Genomic DNA, 21,720 nt, shown 5'->3' on the forward strand with positions numbered 1-21,720 from the left:
TATCATTTCAGAGTTGTGGCGAAATGATAAGGGAAAATGCGATACGGTAATTCAGAACAGTTATAAAAAAAAACAAAACCAATGAATAAACTATTTTTATTGCTCATGCTGGCTTATTGTACAGTGGCATGTACGATTAGCTCAACCAAGTCACTCCTTGAAAACGATCACTTTAAGATTTCCATTGATGATAAGGGCCAGCTAACAGAACTTCTGGATAAAAAGTCGGGTGAAAATCTCTTGATGCCGGGTTACAGTAGATCTATGCTCTCGATAGAATGCGAAGGAAATAACTACCCGATTAGTCGCTGGGAGTGTTCAGGAGAAACGATGAAATTTGAATTTGCTGAAGCGGGAGCTGAAATTGATGTAAAAATTGAAAATAAAAGTGATTATCTCACCTTTGAGATTACGAATATAACTTGCGAGAAATTGATTGATAAAGTCACATGGGGGCCTTATCATGTTTTGCCTTCAGAGAAAATTGGTCAATCCATCGGAATCGCTTATGATGATACGATTGCTGTTGGATTTATGGGCTTGAACCTAAAAAGCCGGGGCGGATTTGAAATATTACAACGGGAACGGTTTGGAAATGCCGCCCAAAAGATTGAAGGCGGTGCCAGTTTAACCGGCTTTGTACGTGATCGTTCAACCTATCGTGTTGTCGATAATTGGGAGCAAAAGTTAGGACAGGCGGTGCCGGTTAACGATGGCGATGCTGAAATTACAGGCGCTAAATTTGCCATGTATTGTGTGCCTGCCGAAAGTCTAACAGCGGTTATTGAGAAAATTGTACTGGAAGAAAAGCTACCTCATATAAAAAATGGGGATACATGGAATAAAATTTCCAACTACTCAACATCTTCAAAGTTCATCATGCCTTTCAATGTGAAAAATATCGATGACTGTATTGATATTGCCCAAAAAGCCGGGATTACCTGTGTGTATCACGGTGGAATTTTTGAAACTTGGGGAACCTTCAATGTAAGGGAAAGTGATTTCCCAAATGGCTACCAGTCGGTTCGCGAATGTTCTGATAAAGCAGAAAAGCAAGGCATCAATCTTGGAGCTCATACATTAACCAATTTCATTACTACAAATGATCCATTGGTAACTCCAATACCTGATACTGGCTTGGTTCAAGCAGGAATAACCCAGTTAGAAAATGATATTTCGGAAACTGACAAAGAATTGAGGTTGGCTGAAGAGGCCATGCGCCCGGCCTACTACGAGCCTAACTTAGACAAAGTAAACCCACGATGGAGAGAGCACACAGCTGTGCGTATTGGCGATGAAATTATTGAGTATGCTTATTCAACCGCCGATGGCAAGTTAATTCTCAAAGATTGCAAGCGTGGAGCATTCGGAACAAAAGCTGTTGCGCATAAAAAGGGAGAGCAGGTGGCCCGGCTGATGTCGCACGGGTATAAAGTATTTTTCCCAAATATCAATTTGCAAGACCAAATGGCTAAGAACCTGGCCCGGTTTTTCAACGAAGCGAAATTGAAACGAATTAGTTTTGATGGGATTGAAGGTGGCTTGGCTTGTGGGCATGGACGTTATGGAAGCGATCGTTTTGTTAAGGTCTTCTATGATAATTTAGAGAACCCAAATATTGTTGCTAATTCATCGGATGTAACACATTTTGGCTGGCATTATTTCTCGAACGAAAGCTGGGGAGAACCTTGGACTTCGCAAAATTTTAGGGAAGCACATTTAGACCACCGGATTAAGGTTCAGAAAGGCTTAAAAGAAGATTTATTACCCCGAAAAATGGGACAGTTTAGTATTAACGAGAGAACGACCAAAAAAGATATTGAATGGGTAATGGGACTTGGAGCAGGTTTTGATGCCGGTGTTGATTTTTATATCAGTCCTAACTTTGAGGAGATTAATCAAGAGGCCGAGGGTATCTTGTCTGAAATCAAGAAATGGGAAAATGCCAGAATGAACGGCCTTTTTACCGAAGAACAAAAAAGAAAACTTCGTGATCCTTATACTTTCTATAGTTTAAGCATTGAAGATGGCCATACTCGTTTGGTATTTATTGAATCGTGGGCTCCGGAAGGAGGACGCGCACAAGGCGAGAATGAATCAAATACTTTACCTACTACAATTTTGGCAAGTACGCCGGAAAACCCTGTTTCGATAGATTATAAACATACAAATATGACCACGGAACCTGGAAAGCCAACTTCCTCCAGCTGGGAATACTTTTGTGCCGGAGCTGCCCAAAAATTGCAGTACGTTGTTCGTCTTCCTAAAACATCAAAGGAGGCTGTAAAAGGAATCTACTTAAAAGTAGGTACGCAGAAAGCGCTTTTCCCATGCACTTTAGAACCTGGTGACTACATTCTTAACGAGGGAAGCAAAACACTAAAACATTATTCTGAAAATCATCAGGTAAAAGATGAAATCGTGCTGCCCGAGAGTTGCTTCACGGTAAGTGAAGGTCGAAATGTAATCGAATTTGATTACAAGGGGAAAGGACGAACTGAAGGTCCGGAGATGATTGTAAATTTCCGTACAAAAAAATAGAGCTTGGTAATTTGGGTATCGGTTTTCTGCATTAACCGATTGGAATAAGCATATGGCGATCTAAAAGAAGTACTAATTCTGAAAAAGCTTTCTGACTCCGGAGTCAGAAAGCTTTTTTTCTGGATAAATGTTGGATTTTATATAAGATATTTTTGTCTTATTTGTGTCTTTGTCAGAAAAAATATCCCTATTTTTCAGGCTATTGCTATCAAAATAAAACCTCGTAAGTCATGGAATCAAATCGAAAATTGAGTAAGGAACAGCGTGTTGAGTTGTTGAGCCTATTGCAAACACGATTCGAGGAGAATCGGAACCGGCATTCTGGAATTGGATGGGATAAGGTGCTAGCGAAACTGGAAAAATCTCCAGAAAAACTATGGTCGCTTGGAGAGATGGAACGGACAGGAGGAGAACCGGATGTTATTGGATATTCCGAAGCAACTGATGAATATCTATTTGTCGATTGCTCAGCTGAAAGTCCTAAAGGTCGTCGAAGCCTTTGTTATGATCGGGAAGGACTGGAGTCGCGAAAGAAATTTAAGCCGGAGAATACTGCTGAAGATTTGGCAGACTCTATGGGGATTACACTCTTAACTGAAGAAGAATATTGGGTTTTGCAGAAAATCGGGGAGTTTGATTGTAAAACATCGAGCTGGCTAAAAACGCCGGCAGCTGTTCGTGAATTGGGAGGAGCTTTGTTTGCCGATTTTCGTTATGGCCGAGTTTTTGTCTATCATAACAGTGCTCCTTCTTATTATGCTGCTCGAGGATTTCGGGGAATTTTGAGAATCTAAACTTTGATTCTGTAGTTTTATGTTTTTACTTAATTGTGCCCAAGTAGGCCCCCAGTTTTCGGTCTGAGTTGGTGGTGTGAATGGTAAACCATTCCAGTAAAAATTCGAATAACTGATCTTTATCGATGTACTTCGTGTCGAATGTATTGATTATCCCAGCTAACTTTTGCAAAAGATTGTGATGTTCTTTTTTGTGTACTGCATATTCTGGATAGCCATTGATTAGCATGATATTTTCCTCGCTAATAAAATGGAAATCGGCATACTTATATAGTTCAAGAAATAGTCCACTAAGAATTCCTTTATCCTCTTCTTTTTGGTAAGCCTCAAAAAGTTTTTGAATTGTTTTTAGAAATATCTGATGCTCGCTGTCAATTTCAGGAATTCCTATTTCATATTTCTTTTTCCAGGAAAATTGCTTGTCCATAGTCGATTCTTTTTAATAGTAAAAGAGATAATTCACTAGCTGAAACTAAAATGAAAGATAGTCAAATTTGTAATATAAATAGGCTTCTTTGAGGTTATTATGATCATATGTTGACCTTTTTTTTGGGGTTTATTTAAGGTTTTGGGGAATTGTTTGGTAGGATCTTTTTAGTAAAGAGTTTGTTGTGAAGAAATCTAGAATAAGAATAAACAAGCTAAGATGTTATGTAATAGCTCTTGCATACGGTTTTTTTTTTATTTTCGAATACACTAAAAGACTTGTGATACTTAACTACTTATCGGTATGAATGACAAAGCGAGGATGACAGAAGAGAAGTTGCAAATGAAAATACAGCAACTTAGCGAAGAGCAAGAGTCGTTAAAAGAAGTGTTGAATGAAGTTCTGTTTAAGTTAGAAGAGCGAAAAAAAGAAATTGAATGTCATAATGCTATATCCCGCTTGATGCAAACCCCTTCTTTAAGCATTGAGGAAGTCATTCAAGAGATTGTAAAAGTGGTTCCCCAAAGTTGGCAGTTTCCTGATTTTACACATGCTTCAATCAAACTCAATGGACAGGTTTTCAATTCTTCAGGAAACTCTAAGAAAACTTATGTATTAACGCAGCCAATTGTCTTGGAAGGCAGGCAACTGGGCGAGATCAAGGTCAGTCATAATGCTGTTGTCGTAAAGAATCGAACTCCCTTTTTGGTGGAGGAAGAAGTGTTGTTAAAAGCGATCGCTGAACGAATAAGTAGTTTTATAAAATATGAGCGAGAGCGAGAGCTGCAAGAGCAAAATAAACAGAAGTATCAGATATTAGTTGAGAACATTAATGATGCCATATTTGAGACAGATGAAAATGGAGTCTTGACCTATGTAAGTCCTCAAATTGAACAGGTGACTGGTTATACGCCTAGTGAACTTGTTGGACAGTTGTTTTACAGTAAACAGGAACATCTGAGAGGGATTTTGGAAGAGCGTTTTCGGGTGTTGCAGAAAAAAGGTGGAATAAAGAATGATTACGAGTTTTTAACTAAAACAGGAACAACCTGTTGGGTGCGAATTTCTTCAAAAGCAAAGTATATTGATGGACAGTTTTGTGGAGCTTTAGGAACTGTTAGTGATATCTCGGAAAAGAAAAAGTTGGAGTTGGAGCTGACAAAGAGTGAGTGGCTGTACCGATCAATGATGGATGCTTCACCTGATATTGTGACTATTGCAGACATACATGGGCAGATCATTCTGACCTCTCCGAAAACTTTAGAAGTTTTCGGACACGATTCTGTTGACTATTTCACAGGGCGAAATGTTTGGGACTTCATCAAAAGTGAGTCAAAAGAGAAGTGTGAGGCTACATTCAAATGCCTGTTAGTTGGAGATCGTATAAATGTTGTAGAATTCAAAGCGATAAAATCTGATGGTACGACTTTTTATATTGAAGTAAGTGCTAACTTGATTCGTAATGAGGAAGGAAAACCTCATCGTATTATTATAATTACACGAGATATAACAGCCCGAAAGCAAGCTGAAAACCAAATGTTGAAATTGTCGCTAGCAGTGGAGCAGAGTCCGGCAAGTATTGTCATTACCAACATTGATGGTGATATCGAGTATGTTAATCCTAAAACCTGTCAAACAACGGGTTATGCCGCTGATGAACTAATTGGTAAAAATCCAAGAATCTTAAAATCAGGAGAAACTTCGGAAGATGAATATGAATATTTGTGGCGTTCTATATCGCACGGAGAAACCTGGCAGGGAATTTTTCATAATAAACGCAAGAACGGTGATTTTTACTGGGAATCAGCTCAAATAACCCCAATAAAGAATGACGCAGGAGAACTACTTGGATATTTCGGAGTTAAGGAGGATGTTACCGACTACAAAAATATTCAGGAGGCCCTTTTGCGAAGTGAAGAACGATTTAAACAGGTCGCTGAGCACAGTCAAACGGTGGTTTGGGAAGTTGATGAGAATGGACTATACACCTATGTTGGTGGAGCTGTGAAACGGGTTTGGGGATATCTTCCAGAGGAAATTGTCGGAAAAAAACACTTTTATGATTTACATCCTGAAAAAGGCAGAAAAGAGTTTAAACGAGCTGCTTTCAAATTTTTTAAAGATAAGAAGATTATTACAAATCTGGAAAATCAGGTTGTACCCAAAGATGGAGATCCCCGGTGGATGTTAACCAATGGAATACCTATTTTAGATAAAGAAGGGCAATTCCTGGGATATCGAGGGTCTGACTTAAATATTAACGAAAAGAAACAAGCTGACAAGGCTTTGAAGGCCAGTGAAACGATGTTGAATAATGCGCAGGAACTGGCACAGATGGGGAGCTGGGAATTCAATATTATAAATAATGAAGTCAATTGGTCTAAGAACTTTTATAAGTTAATGGAAGTTACCGAAAATGACCGAACGGTCTCTTTTGATTATTTTTCGGATCGGATTCATCCCGAGGATAAAGATTTACTTGACGAGGAATTGGAGACTTTAATCGAACAGAAAAAGGCAACTTCGCAGCAACATCGGTTGTTAATGCCGGATGGGAAAGTGAAATGGGTAGAAAACCGTATTGTGCCTGATTTTGATAGTCGGGGAAACCTGATTGCCTTGAAGGGAATAAACTTGGATATCACTGCAAAAAAGATGGTTGAGCAAGAGTTGGTGAAGCGTGAAGAGAAATTATATGAAGCGCAGAAGTTAGCTCAGATTTGTAGTTGGGAGCATTCTTTTAAAGATCATTCGACAATATGGTCGGATAATACTTATGATCTATATCAGATTGATCGGAAACTTGTCCAGCCGTCGTATGAGTATATACTTGAAAATAGAATTCACCCCGATGATGTTCATTTTTTTGTAGAGTCTGTCGAACAAATTCATCAGGATCCACAGGAATTAAGTTATGATTCTCGTATTGTCTTGCCTGGAGGTGAAATTCGATGGATGACAAATGAAATTGTTCCTGTTTTGGAAAATGGAGAGCTGGTTGGCTTAAGCGGAATCAATCAGGATATTACGGATAAGAAAGAGACAGAACTGGCGATTACCAATCAGAATAACCGGATGAATGCTGCATTAAGGGCAATTCCCGATTTAATCTTTATCATGAGAGATGACGGGACCTATCTGGAATACTACGCCAACAAAGAGGAAGAACTCCTCCTTAGTCCGGGTAATATCGTTGGATCAAACATCGCAGATGCTTTTCCAGCGGAGGCTGCCCGCTTTCACTTGGATAAGTTTCGGGAATGTTTACGACGAAAGGAGTTAATTAACTACAATTATTCAATCCCGATTAATGGTAGCGAATTATTTTTTGAAGCAAGAATTTCTCCGGTAGATAACCATAGCGTTCTTGTGCTTGCTCGCAACATAACAAGTGAACGCGAGCAGGAGGTTCTGCTTAAACGACTCTCGCTGGCCGTAAAGCAAAGTCCTGTGATTACCGTAATCACTGACTTGAAAGCCAATGTCGAGTATGTCAATCCTGTTTTTGAGAGAATTACAGGTTACTCTTTAGCCGAAATAATAGGCAAGAATGTACGTATTTTACAATCTGGAGAGACTCCTCGTGCTGTGTATAACGAGATGTGGAAGACAATCAAGGCTGGTACAAGTTGGCATGGCGAATGGAAGAACAGGAAGAAGAATGGAGAGAAATATTGGGAAGATGTAATCATTACACCAATCACTGACGACGATGGTCAGGTGATGAATTATTTGGCGGTTAAACAAGACGTGACAGATCGTAAAAAAGCAGATCTGGAAATATTCAACCTCAATCAAAATCTGGAAGAAAAGATAAAACAACGAACAAAAGAATTAGAAAAATCAAATCGTGTTTTAAAAGAAGAAATCGAGAAGCGTAAGAAGACAGAGCATGAATTAACGCTAAGTCAGCAGAACTACCGCAATGTGGTAGAGAATGTGAAAGAGATTATTTTTAAAACAGATTTAGAAGGTAACTGGTTGTTCTTAAATCAGGCATGGGAAGAAATTACTGGGTTTACGGTCGATGAATCTATTGGGGAACGTTTTATGAACTATGTCTATCCTGATGATCGCCAGCGAAACTGGGAATTATTTGAGCCACTAATCCAACAGGAAAAGGCTCATTGTAAGCACGAAGTCCGCTATTTAACCAAAGATGGCTCATACATTTGGGTTGAAGTGTTTGCTCGTTTAGGACTCGATGAGGATAACCAAATTATAGGGACTTATGGAACATTGCAGGATATTACAGTAAGAAAGCGAGCTGAAAACTTTGAACGGGAAGTACTGGATTTGTCCGCCAATTTTACAGGAATATCATTTAATGAGATAGATGGAGCTTTGAATGTTGCTCTTGAGCGAATAGGACAGTTTCTAACAGCTGATCGAGCTTATATTTTCGAGATTGATAATACACAGGCTTTAATGAGCAACACCTACGAATGGTGCAATCATGGGGTTCTCCCAGAGATTAGCAACCTGAAAGATATTCCGGTGGATATCTTTCCAATGTGGATGAAGCAGTTGAAAAGTGGGAATGCTATTATCATACCGTCAGTGGCAAATTTACCAGAAAGCTGGCATGCTGAGAAAGCAATTTTAGAGCCGCAGGGAATTCAGTCTTTGGTTGTGCTCCCAATGTATGAAGAAGAACGGTTAATCGGATTTGTTGGACTTGATTTGGTAAAACATCAGCGAGAGTTTCTAGAGATAGAAATCAAAATTTTAAATATCTGGGGAACAATGCTCTCGAATTTAGTGTATCGAAAGCAAACCGAGTTTTTGTTGGAACAAACAAGGCAAAATCATGAGACCTTTTATAATACCGTTGATGATTTTCTATACATTCTGAATGATGAGTGGAAAATTATCGACATGAATCTTTCTATGTGCAACCGACTCGGTTATTTGAAAGAAGAGCTCCAAAACCGACCAATAAAAAGCTTGCTTTTGGAGGAGCAAGAACAGCAAGTCGAGAATATCTTTGATAGCTTGTTGGAAGGGCAAACGGATTATTGCACGATTCCGATGGTTACCAAAGGAGGAAATAAAATTCCGGTTGAAACGAAGTTAAAAAGAGGGTTTTGGGATGGACAATCAGTGGTATTTGGAGCAAGTAAAGATATTTCAAAGCTAAGATTGTCTGAAGAGAAGTTCTCTACAGCTTTTCACAGTAATTCAGGCTTAATGGCAATTTCAGATATCGAGAATGGGCGTTATTTGGATGTAAACAATGCTTTTTTGGAAGCCGTTGAGTTTTCTCGAGAGGAGTTAATTGGTAAGAAAGGAACCGAATTGGGTTTATTCCCTGATCCTGGATTCGAGGCTCGAATATTGGATAAGGTTGAAAAGGAAAAGTCAATTCGAAAATATGAGGTGAATTGGAGAACTAAAAGTGGTGTAATCAGGATTGGCTTGTTGTCGGCAGATACGATTTTTATTGGAGATCGAAAATGTATGCTTTCTGTTACTATTGATATTACCGAACGCAAACGAGCAGAAGAAGAAGCCAGTAAAGCACGCATTGAAGCAGAGGAAGCAAACCGGGCAAAAAGTGAGTTTTTATCACGAATGAGTCATGAGCTGAGAACCCCAATGAATTCAATTTTAGGTTTTGGGCAGTTGCTTGAAATGGGCGAATTAAAAGAGCCTCAAAAGAGAGGAGTGAAGCATATAATGCAGAGTGGAAAGCATCTTTTGAATTTGATTAACGAAGTGCTGGATATTAGTCGGATTGAGGCAGGGCGCCTTGAGTTGTCAATTGAACCTGTATCATTAGAAAATGCGATCTATGAGATAATCGATTTGGTACAACCTCAGGTTGAGAGGAATAGTTTAAATCTGAGGTTTGTTGTTTCTGAAAGCAGTCGAATGTGTGTGATGGTTGATCGTCAAAGGTTTAAGCAGATTATGTTGAACTTAGTCAATAATGCCATAAAGTATAACAAATCAGAAGGTTCAGCAACCATTGAAACTCAAAGAATAGGCAAAGGACCTAAAAAGATGATACGGATTTTTGTTCGTGACACCGGTCTTGGGATTTCCGAAGAAGATATTGAAAAACTGTTTACTCCTTTTGAGCGAATTGGAGCAGAGAAAACACGTACCGAAGGAACAGGTCTAGGCTTAGCCGTTGTTAAAAAGCTGACAGAAGCCATGGCTGGACGTGTCGGGTTAACCAGTAAAAAAGGAGAGGGGAGTACTTTCTGGGTTGAGTTTCCATTGGGCAATAACAAAGGGAAATGTATAAAGGAACAACGTGAAGAAGCAACAACTATTGCCGAAAATTCAACTATTCGAGGTAAAGCTCTTTATGTCGAAGATGATTCATCAAATGTGGAGTTGGTTAGAGAATTACTCGAAAATCAGAGACCCAATATTGAATTGGTGTCCTGTGGAAATGGTGCTGAAGCTCTTAATATAGCTTTAATGCATAAGCCAGATATTATCTTTATGGTTAATCATTTGTCGGGCTTGTCGGGAGGTGAGCTGCTCAGGCAGTTTGGAGCAAATGAGAAGTTAGCAGGTGTTCCAGTGGTGGTAATCAGTGCTGATGCCATGCCAAAACAGATTATAAAAATGTTGCAGCTTGGCGCAAAAGATTATCTAACAAAACCCTTGGATATTTCAGCATTTCTTCGTGTTTTGGATCGTTTTCTTGAAGCTGAAGAAGAAGGCAAAGGAAGCTAAGTAATTTGAAAAACAAAGGAAAGAAACTCATGACTGAAGAAGTGCTCAAAAAAGCGAAAATATTAATCGTTGAGGATCAGCAGCCTAATATTGATGTATTAGAAGATTTGCTGAGAATGAAAGGATATCAGGATTTTAAAGCTACAGCAGATCCACGCGAAGTGTTTCGCTTATTTGCAACCTATGAACCTGACTTGATTCTTTTAGATTTAAGTATGCCTTATTTGTCGGGCTTCGAAGTGATGGAGCAATTACGAAGGATTATTCCGGATGATACCTATTTCCCAATATTGATATTAACTGCTGACGCAACAAAGGAAACGAAAGAGAGAGCATTGTCCGAAGGAGCCAGTGATTTTCTAACGAAACCGTTCGATTTAACCGAAGTTGCTCTTCGTATTCAAAACTTGTTGTATACAAGTTTTTTGCATAAGCAATTGGTTGATCAGAACAAACTTCTGGAAAAGAAAGTACAGGAAAGAACGAAAGAACTGGAAGAACGGAATCGGGAGTTAATTAAAGCCAAGGAACGCGTAGAGGCGAGTGACCAGCTGAAAACTAATTTTATCAATAATATTTCTCATGAACTTCGGACGCCGCTGAATGGAATTCTGGGCTATGGGCAGATCCTGGTTGATTCTGACTTGACCTTGGAGGAGAAAACCTTTTATGCTCCAATGTTAAAGGAAAGCAGCTATCGGTTAATGAATACGATGACAAATATTATGGATATCTCCATGTTAACCTCCGGAAATCAGAAAGTCCGGAAACGAGAAGTCGATCTCAATCGATTGGTTCAAGATATCGTCGAAGATTTTCAGGCTAACTGTAGTGCCAAAAATGTGGAATTGAACACGACGTTTTTAACGGATGAATTGGGAATTCACACTGATCCGGAATTACTACGGAAAATTATTCGTCATGTGGTTGACAATGCCGTCAAGTTTACCTCGCAAGGAACGATTGATATCATTGTTGGTAAAGATGGAGAAAATCTGGTAATTGAAGTGAAAGATACAGGTGTTGGAATTGAGGAAAAATGGCAAAAACGAATTTTTGAGAATTTTATGCAGGAGTCAACTACAATTACCCGGATATTTGAAGGAACGGGGCTTGGACTCTCTATTTCAAAAGGGTTTGCCGAATTGTTAGGCGGGAAAATAACGCTTAAGTCCGAAAAAGATAAAGGTTCAATTTTCACCGTTTTCATTCCTTTTTAAGTCTAACGTCATCCTACTTTTTGCATCTGTTTTTGTAAGTTTTGGCATTTTGTTTGGAGGGAATTGCCAAACTGTTTTTTGTAATTGTTGCTGGATATTTTTTAGCTATTTTTTAACAATAATTAATTGATTCTATTCTTTTTTCTCCTTTTGCTGGCTATTTTATAGGATAGAAAATAGGTTGCTTTGTCGCATGTGAACCCGTACAGATAAATCTATCGCATGAGGTGAACTAAACGACCGTTTTTTGATTTTAGTTATAAATAGCAAGATTATAAAATGACTCTTACAACAGAAAATATCTTATTGGTTGGTTCCATTCTTTTATTCCTTTCGCTAATTGCTGGAAAAACTTCCTACCGTTTTGGAGTGCCTGTACTGCTTCTTTTTATTTCAATTGGTATGCTGGCTGGCTCGGACGGGATTGGAGGAATTTATTTCGATAATCCGAAAACAGCTCAATTCATAGGAATTGTAGCGCTTAACTTCATTTTGTTTTCCGGGGGACTTGATACCGATTGGCGATCCGTCAAACCAGTCTTAGGTCAGGGAATTACGCTCTCCACCTTGGGGGTGATGCTTACTGCTGGTTTTTTGGGGGTATTTGTTTGGGCTGTTACCGATTTCTCGATTTATGAAGGTCTGCTACTTGGCTCCATCGTTTCATCAACCGATTCGGCAGCTGTGTTTTCCATACTCCGGTCTAAAAACTTAGCCTTAAAAGGAAACCTACGACCAACTTTGGAATTGGAAAGTGGTAGTAACGATCCCATGGCCTATATTTTAACCATAGTTTTTACAGGCATTGTGGTTAATCAGCAGGCTAATTTGCTCTCCATTTTCCCGATGCTTTTGCAGCAACTTTTGATAGGTGGTATTTTGGGTTTGGTAATCGGTAAGTTGGGAAGTATTGTGATTAACCGGATAGAGCTGGTTTACGAGGGCTTGTACATCGTTTTAGTTATTGCAATCATGTTTTTTAGTTTTTCGGCGACCAATTTTATTGGAGGGAACGGCTTTCTGGCTGTATACATCTCAGCTGTATTTCTTGGAAATCAGGAATTAATACATAAAAAGTCAATTCTAAAATCGTTTGACAGCTTTGCTTGGCTGATGCAGATTATTCTGTTCCTTACGCTCGGATTACTGGTTTTTCCAAAACAAATAATCCCTTTTGCAGGAATTGGTTTGGTAATCTCCATGGTCTTAATTTTTGTAGCTCGGCCACTTAGTGTTTTTATTAGTTTGATTCCATTCAAGATCCAAAAGCGAAGTCGTTGGTTTATCTCCTGGGTTGGGCTTAGAGGAGCCGTTCCAATTGTGTTGGCTACCTATCCACTGATTTATGGAGCCGAAAAAGCGCATGCTATTTTCAATATCGTTTTCTTTATTTCCATTACTTCGGTTTTAATTCAGGGAACAACTCTTTCGGTTGTTGCCAAATGGTTGGGGCTAACTTTGCCCGAAAACTTAAAGCCGAGAACGCAAACCGATTTGGAACTAAACGATAGCATCAAATCCAAGTTGAAAGAGGTGGTAATCCCAGCAACAAGCTCGGTTGTTGGAAAGCAAATTGTCCAAATCGGGCTTCCCAAAACGTCCTTAATAGCAATTATCAAAAGGGAGGATAGCTACATTACACCGCATGGAGCAACCGTGTTGAATGCCAATGACAAGTTATACCTATTGGCCGAAGACAACGATTCGGAAAAAGAGGTACTAACTAGTCTTGATATTCCTCTTCATAAGTCTGAAAATTAGTTGCTATAGCTAGAATAGAGAAAGAAATTAATTGTATTTTCACTTGGCAAAAACAGTGTTTTACAACATTAAACGGATGCATTTTTCGGTATAATTTTTAACTTTCTTTGTTGAGATGAATAAGAGAAATGGCTTTGTGCCATTTTTTAAACTAAAAAAGCCAAACCGATTTGGCTATCCAACGAGTAAGAAAACCGAACTTGAAAAGTGGTCAGGAATATGTTTGGGCTTTAAAGTTTGGCGACGAAAAGGCTTTGAAGCTGATAATGGAAAGATGGTATTCCAAATTGTACAATTTTGCCATCGGGTACCTGAAAAATGAAGGAGGAGTGGAAGAAGTAATTCAAGATGTCTTTCTTCAGCTTTGGGATAACCGCGAAAAGCTGGCTGATACAACTTCATTAAATGCTTACCTGTTTACCTTAACACGAAACCGCTGCATTGATGCTATTCGAAGAGAACGACTTTTAATTCAATTTCATACGGATAAAAAGGCCGAGTACAATTACCTGACGAATAGCTACTATGCCTTATCTGACTCAATTCTTGATCATATCTTTGAACGGGAGTTTCAAGAGGAGATCGATAAAACCATTCGAGCTTTACCCACACAGTGTCAAAAGGTCTTTTATTTGAGTCGGGAAAAAGGATTGAAAAACCGGGAAATTGGAGAGAAGCTAAATATTTCACCAAAAACAGTGGAAACACATATAACCAAAGCATTAAAAACGATTAAAAATACACTGGAACGAAAGTTTCCTGATTCTTTTAATTTGATTTTGATCTTGGTGAGAAAAGTTAGGCTGAATACCCGGAAAATCTTGTCAGGCATTTGATTCTCATACTTCTTTAAATACGAAATTCTCGACAAAGAAATGTTGGAAAAATAGACTTTGGAAAAAAAAATCAAAAATTGACTCAGGGTATTTTTGTGAATTTACGTTTTACCAATAGATACCTGAGAAAAATGACCGACGATTTATTATTCAAATACATTACCGAACAAGCAACTGAGGATGAACTTCGGGAAGTTCATGAGTGGATCGCTCAGGCTGAAAGCAATCAGCAACAGCTTGCCCGGATTCGCAATAGTTGGGTGTTGGCAGGTTTAGATCAAGAGATCGATCTGAAAAAGAAAGAACGCGGGATTAATCGTGTTCTTCAGCAAGTCCGGTGGTTGAATAAGCAAAAACGAGCCAGAGCTCTTCGTCGCCAATGGTTGCAGTATGCCGCAGTTGCGATACTTCTGGTTGGGCTTTCAGCCTTCTTGGGTTACTTCCTTTCTACTTCTACATTCGATGCAAACATGGGATATACCGAGGTGCTTGCTCCTCGGGGCGAACGCTCTCAAATCATTTTACCTGATGGTTCTTTGGTTAAACTGAACGCGGAATCGAAGCTCCGATTCAAAACTGCTTTTCAGTCAAAAAGGCGATCGGTGGAGCTGGAAGGAGAAGCTTTTTTTCAGGTTTCACACGATGCTTCAAAACCGTTTGTTGTAAAAACAGCTCAGCTTGAGGTTCAAGTGTTGGGAACAAGCTTTGACATTAGCTGCTATCCGGATGATAAGCACATTACCACTTATCTGGAAACCGGAAAAGTTAAAGTTAATATGCCCAATGGAGAAGAGTTGATTCTAAAGCCAGATCAGGCGATTAGCTACAATAAAGAATCAGGCGAAATTCAGAAAATGAATTTGAAGTCAGACTATCTACTGGACTGGACTAAAGGCTTGCTGACAGTCAGAAATGAAACCATTGAAGCTTTGTCTCGAAAATTGGAACGGCGATATAACATCCAGATCCTTTTTGGAGATAATGAAGTGAAGCACCACCATTATACGGGATCGATAAACGATGAAGATTTGGATATTGTGCTTGAAGCATTGGAATTTACCTCATCATTAAACTATAAACGAAAAGGCAATGTGGTAACCTTATACTCAAAGTAAAACCGGAAAACATTCGCAGTGTTTCCCGGTCTAAATAAGATTTAATAAACGTGCCAAAAGATTCGCAGTCGTAATGGCACTATTTACTAACTAAATGGATTACAAATTTATGAAAAAAAAACACAATGAGGGCAATCGTGAGCTTGCGCGATGGCTTAGAAAGGGATTTTTAATTATGCGAATATTCCTCGTTTTTATGTTGCTGGGAGTGTTACAAAGTAATGCTTCAGTGTATTCTCAGACGAAACGCTTCAGTTTAAATGAAGCTAATATTTCCATTCGGGAAATTCTGACTCAGATTGAACAAGAAAGCGATTATCGTTTTTTTTATGAGGAAAAGGATTTGCGATTGGATGATCGGGCAAATGTTGATTTTAGCAACAGTACGATCGATGAAGTGTTGAATAAGTTGTTTCGCCAAAAAAACATTGAGTACAAAATTATGGCGAATAACTTTATTGTTTTAAAGTCACCTGGAACTATAGGCAATCAGGAGATAGCTTCACAACAACTTGCTATTTCAGGAAGAGTTGTTGATGCCAATGGGGAGCCTCTTCCCGGCGTCACTGTTGTTCTAAAAGGAACAACACAGGGAACAATAACTGAAGCCAGTGGTAACTTCTATCTTCAGGCTGTTCCGAACGACGCTATTTTGGTTTTTTCTTTTGTGGGGATGAAAACGCTTGAAATTCAAGTCGCAGGGAAATCAAAGATTGATGTCCAAATGGAAGAAGATGCCATTGGGCTGGATGAAGTGGTTGCGATTGGTTATGGGATCCAAAAAAAATCAGATATCACCGGATCTTTGGTATCCATTTCAGAGGAGGAGTTGAAAAGTATTCCTGTTGTCGACCCCGCCTTGGCTATCCAAGGACGTGCTGCGGGTGTTCAGGTGATGAATAATTCGCATCAACCGGGAGGAAATGTTTCCATAAAAATTCGGGGAACAAACTCGATCAACGCAAACAACGAGCCTTTGTATGTGGTGGATGGTTTTCCATTATCCGGCGGGTTAAAATACATCAATCCCAACGATATTATATCAATGGAGATTTTGAAAGATGCGTCAGCAACCGCTATCTATGGTTCTCGGGGAGCTAATGGTGTCGTGTTAATTAGTACTAAAAAGGGGGAAGCGGGTAAGATGCAGGTTTCCTTTAACAGCTCTTCGAAGATTTCATACTTGTCGAAGAAAATTGAAATGCTGGATGCCCATGAGTTTCGAATGATGATGAATGAAGCTTATGAAAACCAAAACATGTTGGACGGAGGAAACAGAGCTTTGCCTTACACGGCAGATGAGGTTGCTAATCCCCAAAATAATATTGATTGGCAGGAAGAGGCAACTCGGGCAGCATTTAGCCATAACCACAATTTAGATGTAAGTGGAGGAACAGAGAACCTGCTCTATTCCGCTTCTATCGGCTATCGGGATGAAGAAGGAATTGTAAAAACATCGGATTGGCAACAAATTAGCACAAGGTTGAGTTTGGAATCTCAGCTAAGTAGCTGGGTTAAGTTCGGCATAAACCTGAATTATAATGCAATTGACAATGGGTTGGTAGAAACAGACCATGGTGGTAACTCTGTCCCTCGCGCAATGTTGGAAACCTTCCCGGACATTCCTGTTTATGACGAAAATAGTGATTGGACAATTGGAACGAATGAAGGTTACGCGAGTCCTACAGCATTAATTTATGGAATTCATAATACCAAAGAAACTGATAAATTTCTTGGAAATCTGTTTTTCACGCTTGATTTGGGTAAGGGCTTTACCTTTAAAACAACCTATGGCCGTGAAATAGAAACAGCGAAGCAAAGTAAGTTTACCGATAAAAAGTTGATCAGCCAGGCCCATACGAGTAGTTCGGCCTATGTTTCAAGCTACAAAATTGAAAGTTGGCAAAATGAAAACTACTTGACCTATCAAAAAACAATTGACGATCATAGTTTCGATGCTTTAATCGGGGTTACTTGGTCGAAATATACCTATGAATATTTTGATGTTACAGTTCGAGACTTTCCAACCGATGCCTTTTTAACTAATCAGTTGCAGGCAGGAGAGGATCTCGCGGCAACAAGTTCGGGTAAAGAAGAATCAAAGCTGAATTCTTATTTTGGACGCTTAAATTACAGCTTTAAAAATAAGTATCTGGTAACTGGAACTCTTCGGTCCGATGGTTCTTCCAAGTTTGGCGAGAATAATAAATATGCGATGTTTCCGTCGCTGGCCTTAGGTTGGAGACTTTCTGAAGAGGATTTCATCCAAGAGTCTGACATTTTTTCAAATCTTAAATTACGTTTAGGATATGGGATTACGGGTAACCAGGAGATCGGAAGCTATCGTTCTCTTGAACGCTTGGGAACCATCAATGGCGTGTTGGGAAATCGCCGAGCTACTGGAATTGCTAATGTTCAGATCGCAAATGCAGACTTGAAGTGGGAGAGAACCGAGCAGTACAACGTTGGGTTGGATTTTGGGTTCTTTAAGAATCGCCTCGATTTTGTCGTTGATTTTTATAAGAAAAATACCAATGACTTGCTCCTGCAAGCACCTATTCCTGCCACAACAGGTTTTTCAACCATGCTAAAAAACATTGGAAGTGTAATGAATAAAGGGGTTGAATTTACCATGAACTCGGTCAATATTGATAAGAAATTTAAATGGTACACCAATCTGAATGTCTCTTTCAATAAGAATGAAGTTATTGAGTTGGCCAACAACGGACAGGATATTTTCCCGATTTGGTTTGTTAATCCGGTAACCATCATTCGCGAAGGAGAATCATTGGGCTCATTCTGGGGATTAACCCGGGAAGGGATCTATCAGAACGAAGAAGAAATTCAAGCGCATTTGAAAAATCCGGGAACAACAGTTCCTGGTGATATCAAGTATAAAGATTTAAATAACGACCAAGTTATTGATTCCAAGGATCGAAGTATTTTAGGTGATAATAATCCTGATTTTATTTATGGCTTAACCAATGACTTTGTCTATGGACCTTGGAGTTTGACGGTTCAGGTAAGTGGTGTGCAAGGAATGCAGGTGGCTAATTTGAATCCAATTGTATTGGAAGATCGGCAAACTTTAACCAACAGCTATAAGTCGCTTTTAGACAGGTGGCATGGTGAAGGAACCGGGAATAATGAGGTGGCCATGGTACGCATAAGCAGCCAGCTTAATATATCCGATCGGCATATTGAAGATGGCTCATACCTCCGATTTAAGAACATCGCCTTAGGCTACAATCTTCCTAAAAGTATTACGCAGAAGCTTCGAATTTCCGATGCAAAACTAACTGTTAGTTTAATCGATTGGTTTACAATTACAAACTATGAAGGATATGATCCTGAGGTGAGTACAATGGGAGGTCATGCAAGTCAAGGGATTGAGTTTAGTAGTTATCCAAATTCCAAGTCATTTCTTGTTGGCTTAAACATTAATTTTTAAATCGAGCAATCATGAAAAAGTACAAGATATCCCTACTGTTTTTAAGCCTGTTGTTTTTTAGCTCATGCAGTGAATGGTTGGAAGAAGAGCCTTTAACGTTTTTAAGTTCATCAAATTTTTATCAAAACGATGAAGAAGCAACAGCGGCGGTGTATGCCCTTTATCAACCATTAAGTGATTTGTACGCTCAGCCTGCGTATGCAGAGTTGATATGGGCCTTGTGGGAACTTCCCGGAGATCAAACGTATTCAAATTCTGGGGTTGGAGTTGTCGCTCAGGATCAACTTGACCGCTATGAGTTTGATACTGAAATAAAGAACTTTGAGCATTGGTGGAAGTTTTCTTATGTGATTATTAACCGGAGTAACACGGTTATTGAAAACATTCAGGAGAATGAAAATATTTCTGAAGGCGTGAAGAAAACAGCGCTTGGCGAAGCTCATTTTATGAGAGGACTCGCTTATTTCGAGTTAGCAGTAGGTTGGGGAGGTGTTCCCAAAATTTTGGAAGGAGCCGAAGAGCTCTATCCTTCTCGAAGCTCTGCCGTCGATATTTATAATCAGGCGCTTGCCGACCTGACGATTGCTGAGGAGAATCTTCCCGTGTCATGGGAGGAGACAGAATATGGACGGGCCACGAAATATGCCGCAAAGGCTTATCTGGCAAAAATCTATTTAACCATGGCTGGCTACCCATTACAAGATGCGTCAAAGTTGTCTTTAGCAGCAAGTAAAGCCAAAGAGGTTATCGATAATGGCCCCTATGAGTTGGCCGCCAATGTTCTTGACAACTGGAATCCGGAGCAGATGGCTCAGGAACAGATATTTGTTGTGAACAGAAAGAGAGGCTTGAATTGGCCCGCATTTGCTTCATATTGGGCTCCTCGTATGCATGTTGAGTTGGCTCCAGAACCGGGGGCTACTTATTTCGGTGCATTCTATCCTAATTTGGAGTTTTATAACTGGTATCCTGATGAAGATCCGCGGAAGGGCTTGTTCTTTATGGATGAGGTAACTTCATACAGTGATCCGTCGCTAACGGTGGAACTTCCTTTTCCACATGTGGCAAAATATTACACGCCAATCTATTCTGATGGCTCAGATCAGGATATCGTCAGGCTTCGATTTGCTGAAGTTTTATTGATTTTTGCGGAGGCTGAGAATGAACAGAACGGACCAACCCCTGAAGCATTTCAGGCACTAAACAGAGTTCGGGAAAGAGCTTTTGGTGATGACTCGGGTGATTTAGCCGGGCTCTCAAAGGATGAATTCCGGGAGGCTGTAAGAAAGGAACGTTCATTAGAACTATGTTTCGAAGGTACGAGCTGGCCAGATATGCTCCGAACGCGAAAATCGAGAAATGGGTCAATATTCGATTATAAGAATATTGGAAATATAAGCCCTTCTGAAACTAATTTGCTGTTTCCAATTCCGGCAACAGAGATGCTTGCAAACAGTAACTTGGAACAGAATCCTGGATACTAAATCAAAGCGGCATAAGTTTTTAGATACGAGTGAGGTCGCAAGAATAGCTTTTGAGGATACCGGCGGCCTCATTCCCTTTTTTGTGTAACAACGGGCTGAGGAGAGGATCATTTTCACATGGAGAAAACAGTGTTTTACAACATTAAACGGATGCATTTTTCAGTATAAATTTTAACTTTCTTTGTTGAGATGAATAAGAGAAATGGCTTCGTGCCATTTTTAAAACTAAAAAAGCCAAACCGATTTGGCAAATCTGTAAAATGAGAAAGATTTCAATACAAGATATAGCTGAAGAATTAAAATTGTCCAAGGCAACTGTTTCACTCGTGTTGAATGGGCGGGGAGATGAAAAAAGGATTCGTAAGGAAACTCAGGAGAAGATAAAGAACTATGCAAAGTTGCACAATTACCGTCCAAATCAGTTTGCCCGGGGACTTAGCCGGGGGAAAAGTGAAATGGTTGGTTTGATTATTCCGAATATCTCGGACAACTTTTACGCCCGTATTGCAAGCCGGATAGAGCAAAAGGCCAGGTTATCGGGGTACACGGTTGTTTACAGTAGCTCAGGAGAAAATCCGGATCGGGAAAAAGAGCTTATTCAAACGATGTTGGATCGGCAAATCGATGGATTGATCATCGCTTCAACTCAGAAAAATCAAGAAGAGATTAAACGATTGAAGAAGATGAATTTTCCTTTTGTATTGATTGATAGGCATTATCCTGAGATTGAGACCAATTTTGTTATTGTGGACAATGCTGGCGGAGTTGTTAGCGCTGTCGATCAGCTCGTCAAACAGGGAAGAACGCGAATTGGCTATGTTTCTTTACAATCAGATTTGGAAGCTATCCATCAGCGAACAGAGGGATATTTACAAGCAATGAAAAAACATGGACTTCCTGTGGAGTCATCATTTGTTCAGGAAGTTAGTCCGGAGTCCTATGAAGTGGAAATGAACCAGGCAATTGCTCATTTGGTTGAGGCAGAGCCGAAAGTTGATGGGATTGTGTTTGCAACACACTATTTAACTGCAGCAGGACTGCGTAGTCTAAAAAAGAGAGGCTTGTCGGTACCTGCTGATGTTGCAGTTGTGAGCTACGATCAGATGAATGCGTTCGACTTAATTGAACCACCTATGACCTGTGTCATTCAGCCTGTTGATGAAATTGGAGATCGAGCTGTTAATATCTTGTTGGATACGATGAGAAAAAATGAAACAACGAAACAGCTTGTTCTTAAAACTGATTTTGTCGTTCGGAAATCCTGTGGCGGATAGTATTTTTTTGACTAATTGCTAAATCGGTTTAGCAATGGAGGTGAAGAAAGAAAAACGTCAAGATCTGAGGTTGGAGAACGTGGGAGAATGAGGTAAGACGTATTGTATGGTTCTGATATTTTGA

Annotated in this window: 11 protein-coding genes; 10 read left to right on the forward strand and 1 reads right to left on the reverse strand. The window is 39.6% G+C overall.

All coding sequences use genetic code 11. The features are described 5' to 3' along the window. Nucleotides 1-81: 81 nt before the first annotated feature. Nucleotides 82-2,541 carry a hypothetical protein gene (locus BM156_RS08070; protein WP_093919315.1) on the forward strand — a complete coding sequence of 820 codons (2,460 nt, stop codon included), beginning with the start codon at nucleotides 82-84 and terminating at the stop codon, nucleotides 2,539-2,541. A gap of 230 nt (nucleotides 2,542-2,771) precedes the next feature. Further along, a complete protein-coding gene (locus tag BM156_RS08075) occupies nucleotides 2,772-3,335 on the forward strand; it encodes a DUF4256 domain-containing protein (protein ID WP_093919316.1) in 564 nt (187 codons plus the stop codon). A gap of 25 nt (nucleotides 3,336-3,360) precedes the next feature. Here the strand turns inward: BM156_RS08075 and BM156_RS08080 are convergent, their stop codons facing one another. Continuing rightward, nucleotides 3,361-3,762: a bacteriohemerythrin gene (locus BM156_RS08080; protein WP_093919317.1), complete on the reverse strand. Its 402-nt coding sequence runs from the start codon at nucleotides 3,760-3,762 to the stop codon at nucleotides 3,361-3,363. A 303-nt stretch (nucleotides 3,763-4,065) separates the two neighbouring features. Between BM156_RS08080 and BM156_RS08085 the strand changes: the two genes are divergently transcribed. The 8 genes from BM156_RS08085 (at nucleotide 4,066) to BM156_RS08120 (ending at nucleotide 21,596) form a co-directional block, all read left to right on the forward strand. After that, nucleotides 4,066-10,455, forward strand: coding sequence for a PAS domain S-box protein (locus tag BM156_RS08085; protein ID WP_093919318.1), 6,390 nt, complete (start codon nucleotides 4,066-4,068; stop codon nucleotides 10,453-10,455). A 29-nt stretch (nucleotides 10,456-10,484) separates the two neighbouring features. Beyond that, a complete protein-coding gene (locus tag BM156_RS08090; RefSeq protein ID WP_093919319.1) occupies nucleotides 10,485-11,675 on the forward strand; it encodes an ATP-binding response regulator in 1,191 nt (396 codons plus the stop codon). Nucleotides 11,676-11,954: 279 nt separating this feature from the next. Then, the gene (locus tag BM156_RS08095) at nucleotides 11,955-13,436 is read left to right on the forward strand and encodes a potassium/proton antiporter (protein ID WP_093919320.1); all 1,482 of its coding nucleotides are present in this window, start codon (nucleotides 11,955-11,957) and stop codon (nucleotides 13,434-13,436) included. A gap of 170 nt (nucleotides 13,437-13,606) precedes the next feature. Then, entirely contained in the window at nucleotides 13,607-14,272 is a 666-nt protein-coding gene (locus BM156_RS08100) for an RNA polymerase sigma-70 factor (protein WP_139218236.1), read from the forward strand. Nucleotides 14,273-14,403: 131 nt separating this feature from the next. Further along, nucleotides 14,404-15,387, forward strand: coding sequence for a FecR family protein (locus BM156_RS08105; protein ID WP_093919322.1), 984 nt, complete (start codon nucleotides 14,404-14,406; stop codon nucleotides 15,385-15,387). A gap of 109 nt (nucleotides 15,388-15,496) precedes the next feature. Beyond that, the gene (locus BM156_RS08110) at nucleotides 15,497-18,838 is read left to right on the forward strand and encodes a TonB-dependent receptor (protein WP_170846895.1); all 3,342 of its coding nucleotides are present in this window, start codon (nucleotides 15,497-15,499) and stop codon (nucleotides 18,836-18,838) included. 11 nt (nucleotides 18,839-18,849) lie between these two features. Beyond that, complete coding sequence (locus BM156_RS08115; RefSeq protein ID WP_093919324.1) at nucleotides 18,850-20,322, forward strand: RagB/SusD family nutrient uptake outer membrane protein; 1,473 nt, start codon at nucleotides 18,850-18,852, stop codon at nucleotides 20,320-20,322. 260 nt (nucleotides 20,323-20,582) lie between these two features. Further along, complete coding sequence (locus BM156_RS08120) at nucleotides 20,583-21,596, forward strand: LacI family DNA-binding transcriptional regulator (protein WP_093919325.1); 1,014 nt, start codon at nucleotides 20,583-20,585, stop codon at nucleotides 21,594-21,596. The last annotated feature ends 124 nt before the right edge of the window (nucleotides 21,597-21,720 follow it).

The organism is Sunxiuqinia elliptica (assembly GCF_900113005.1).
GTDB lineage: Bacteria > Bacteroidota > Bacteroidia > Bacteroidales > Prolixibacteraceae > Sunxiuqinia > Sunxiuqinia elliptica.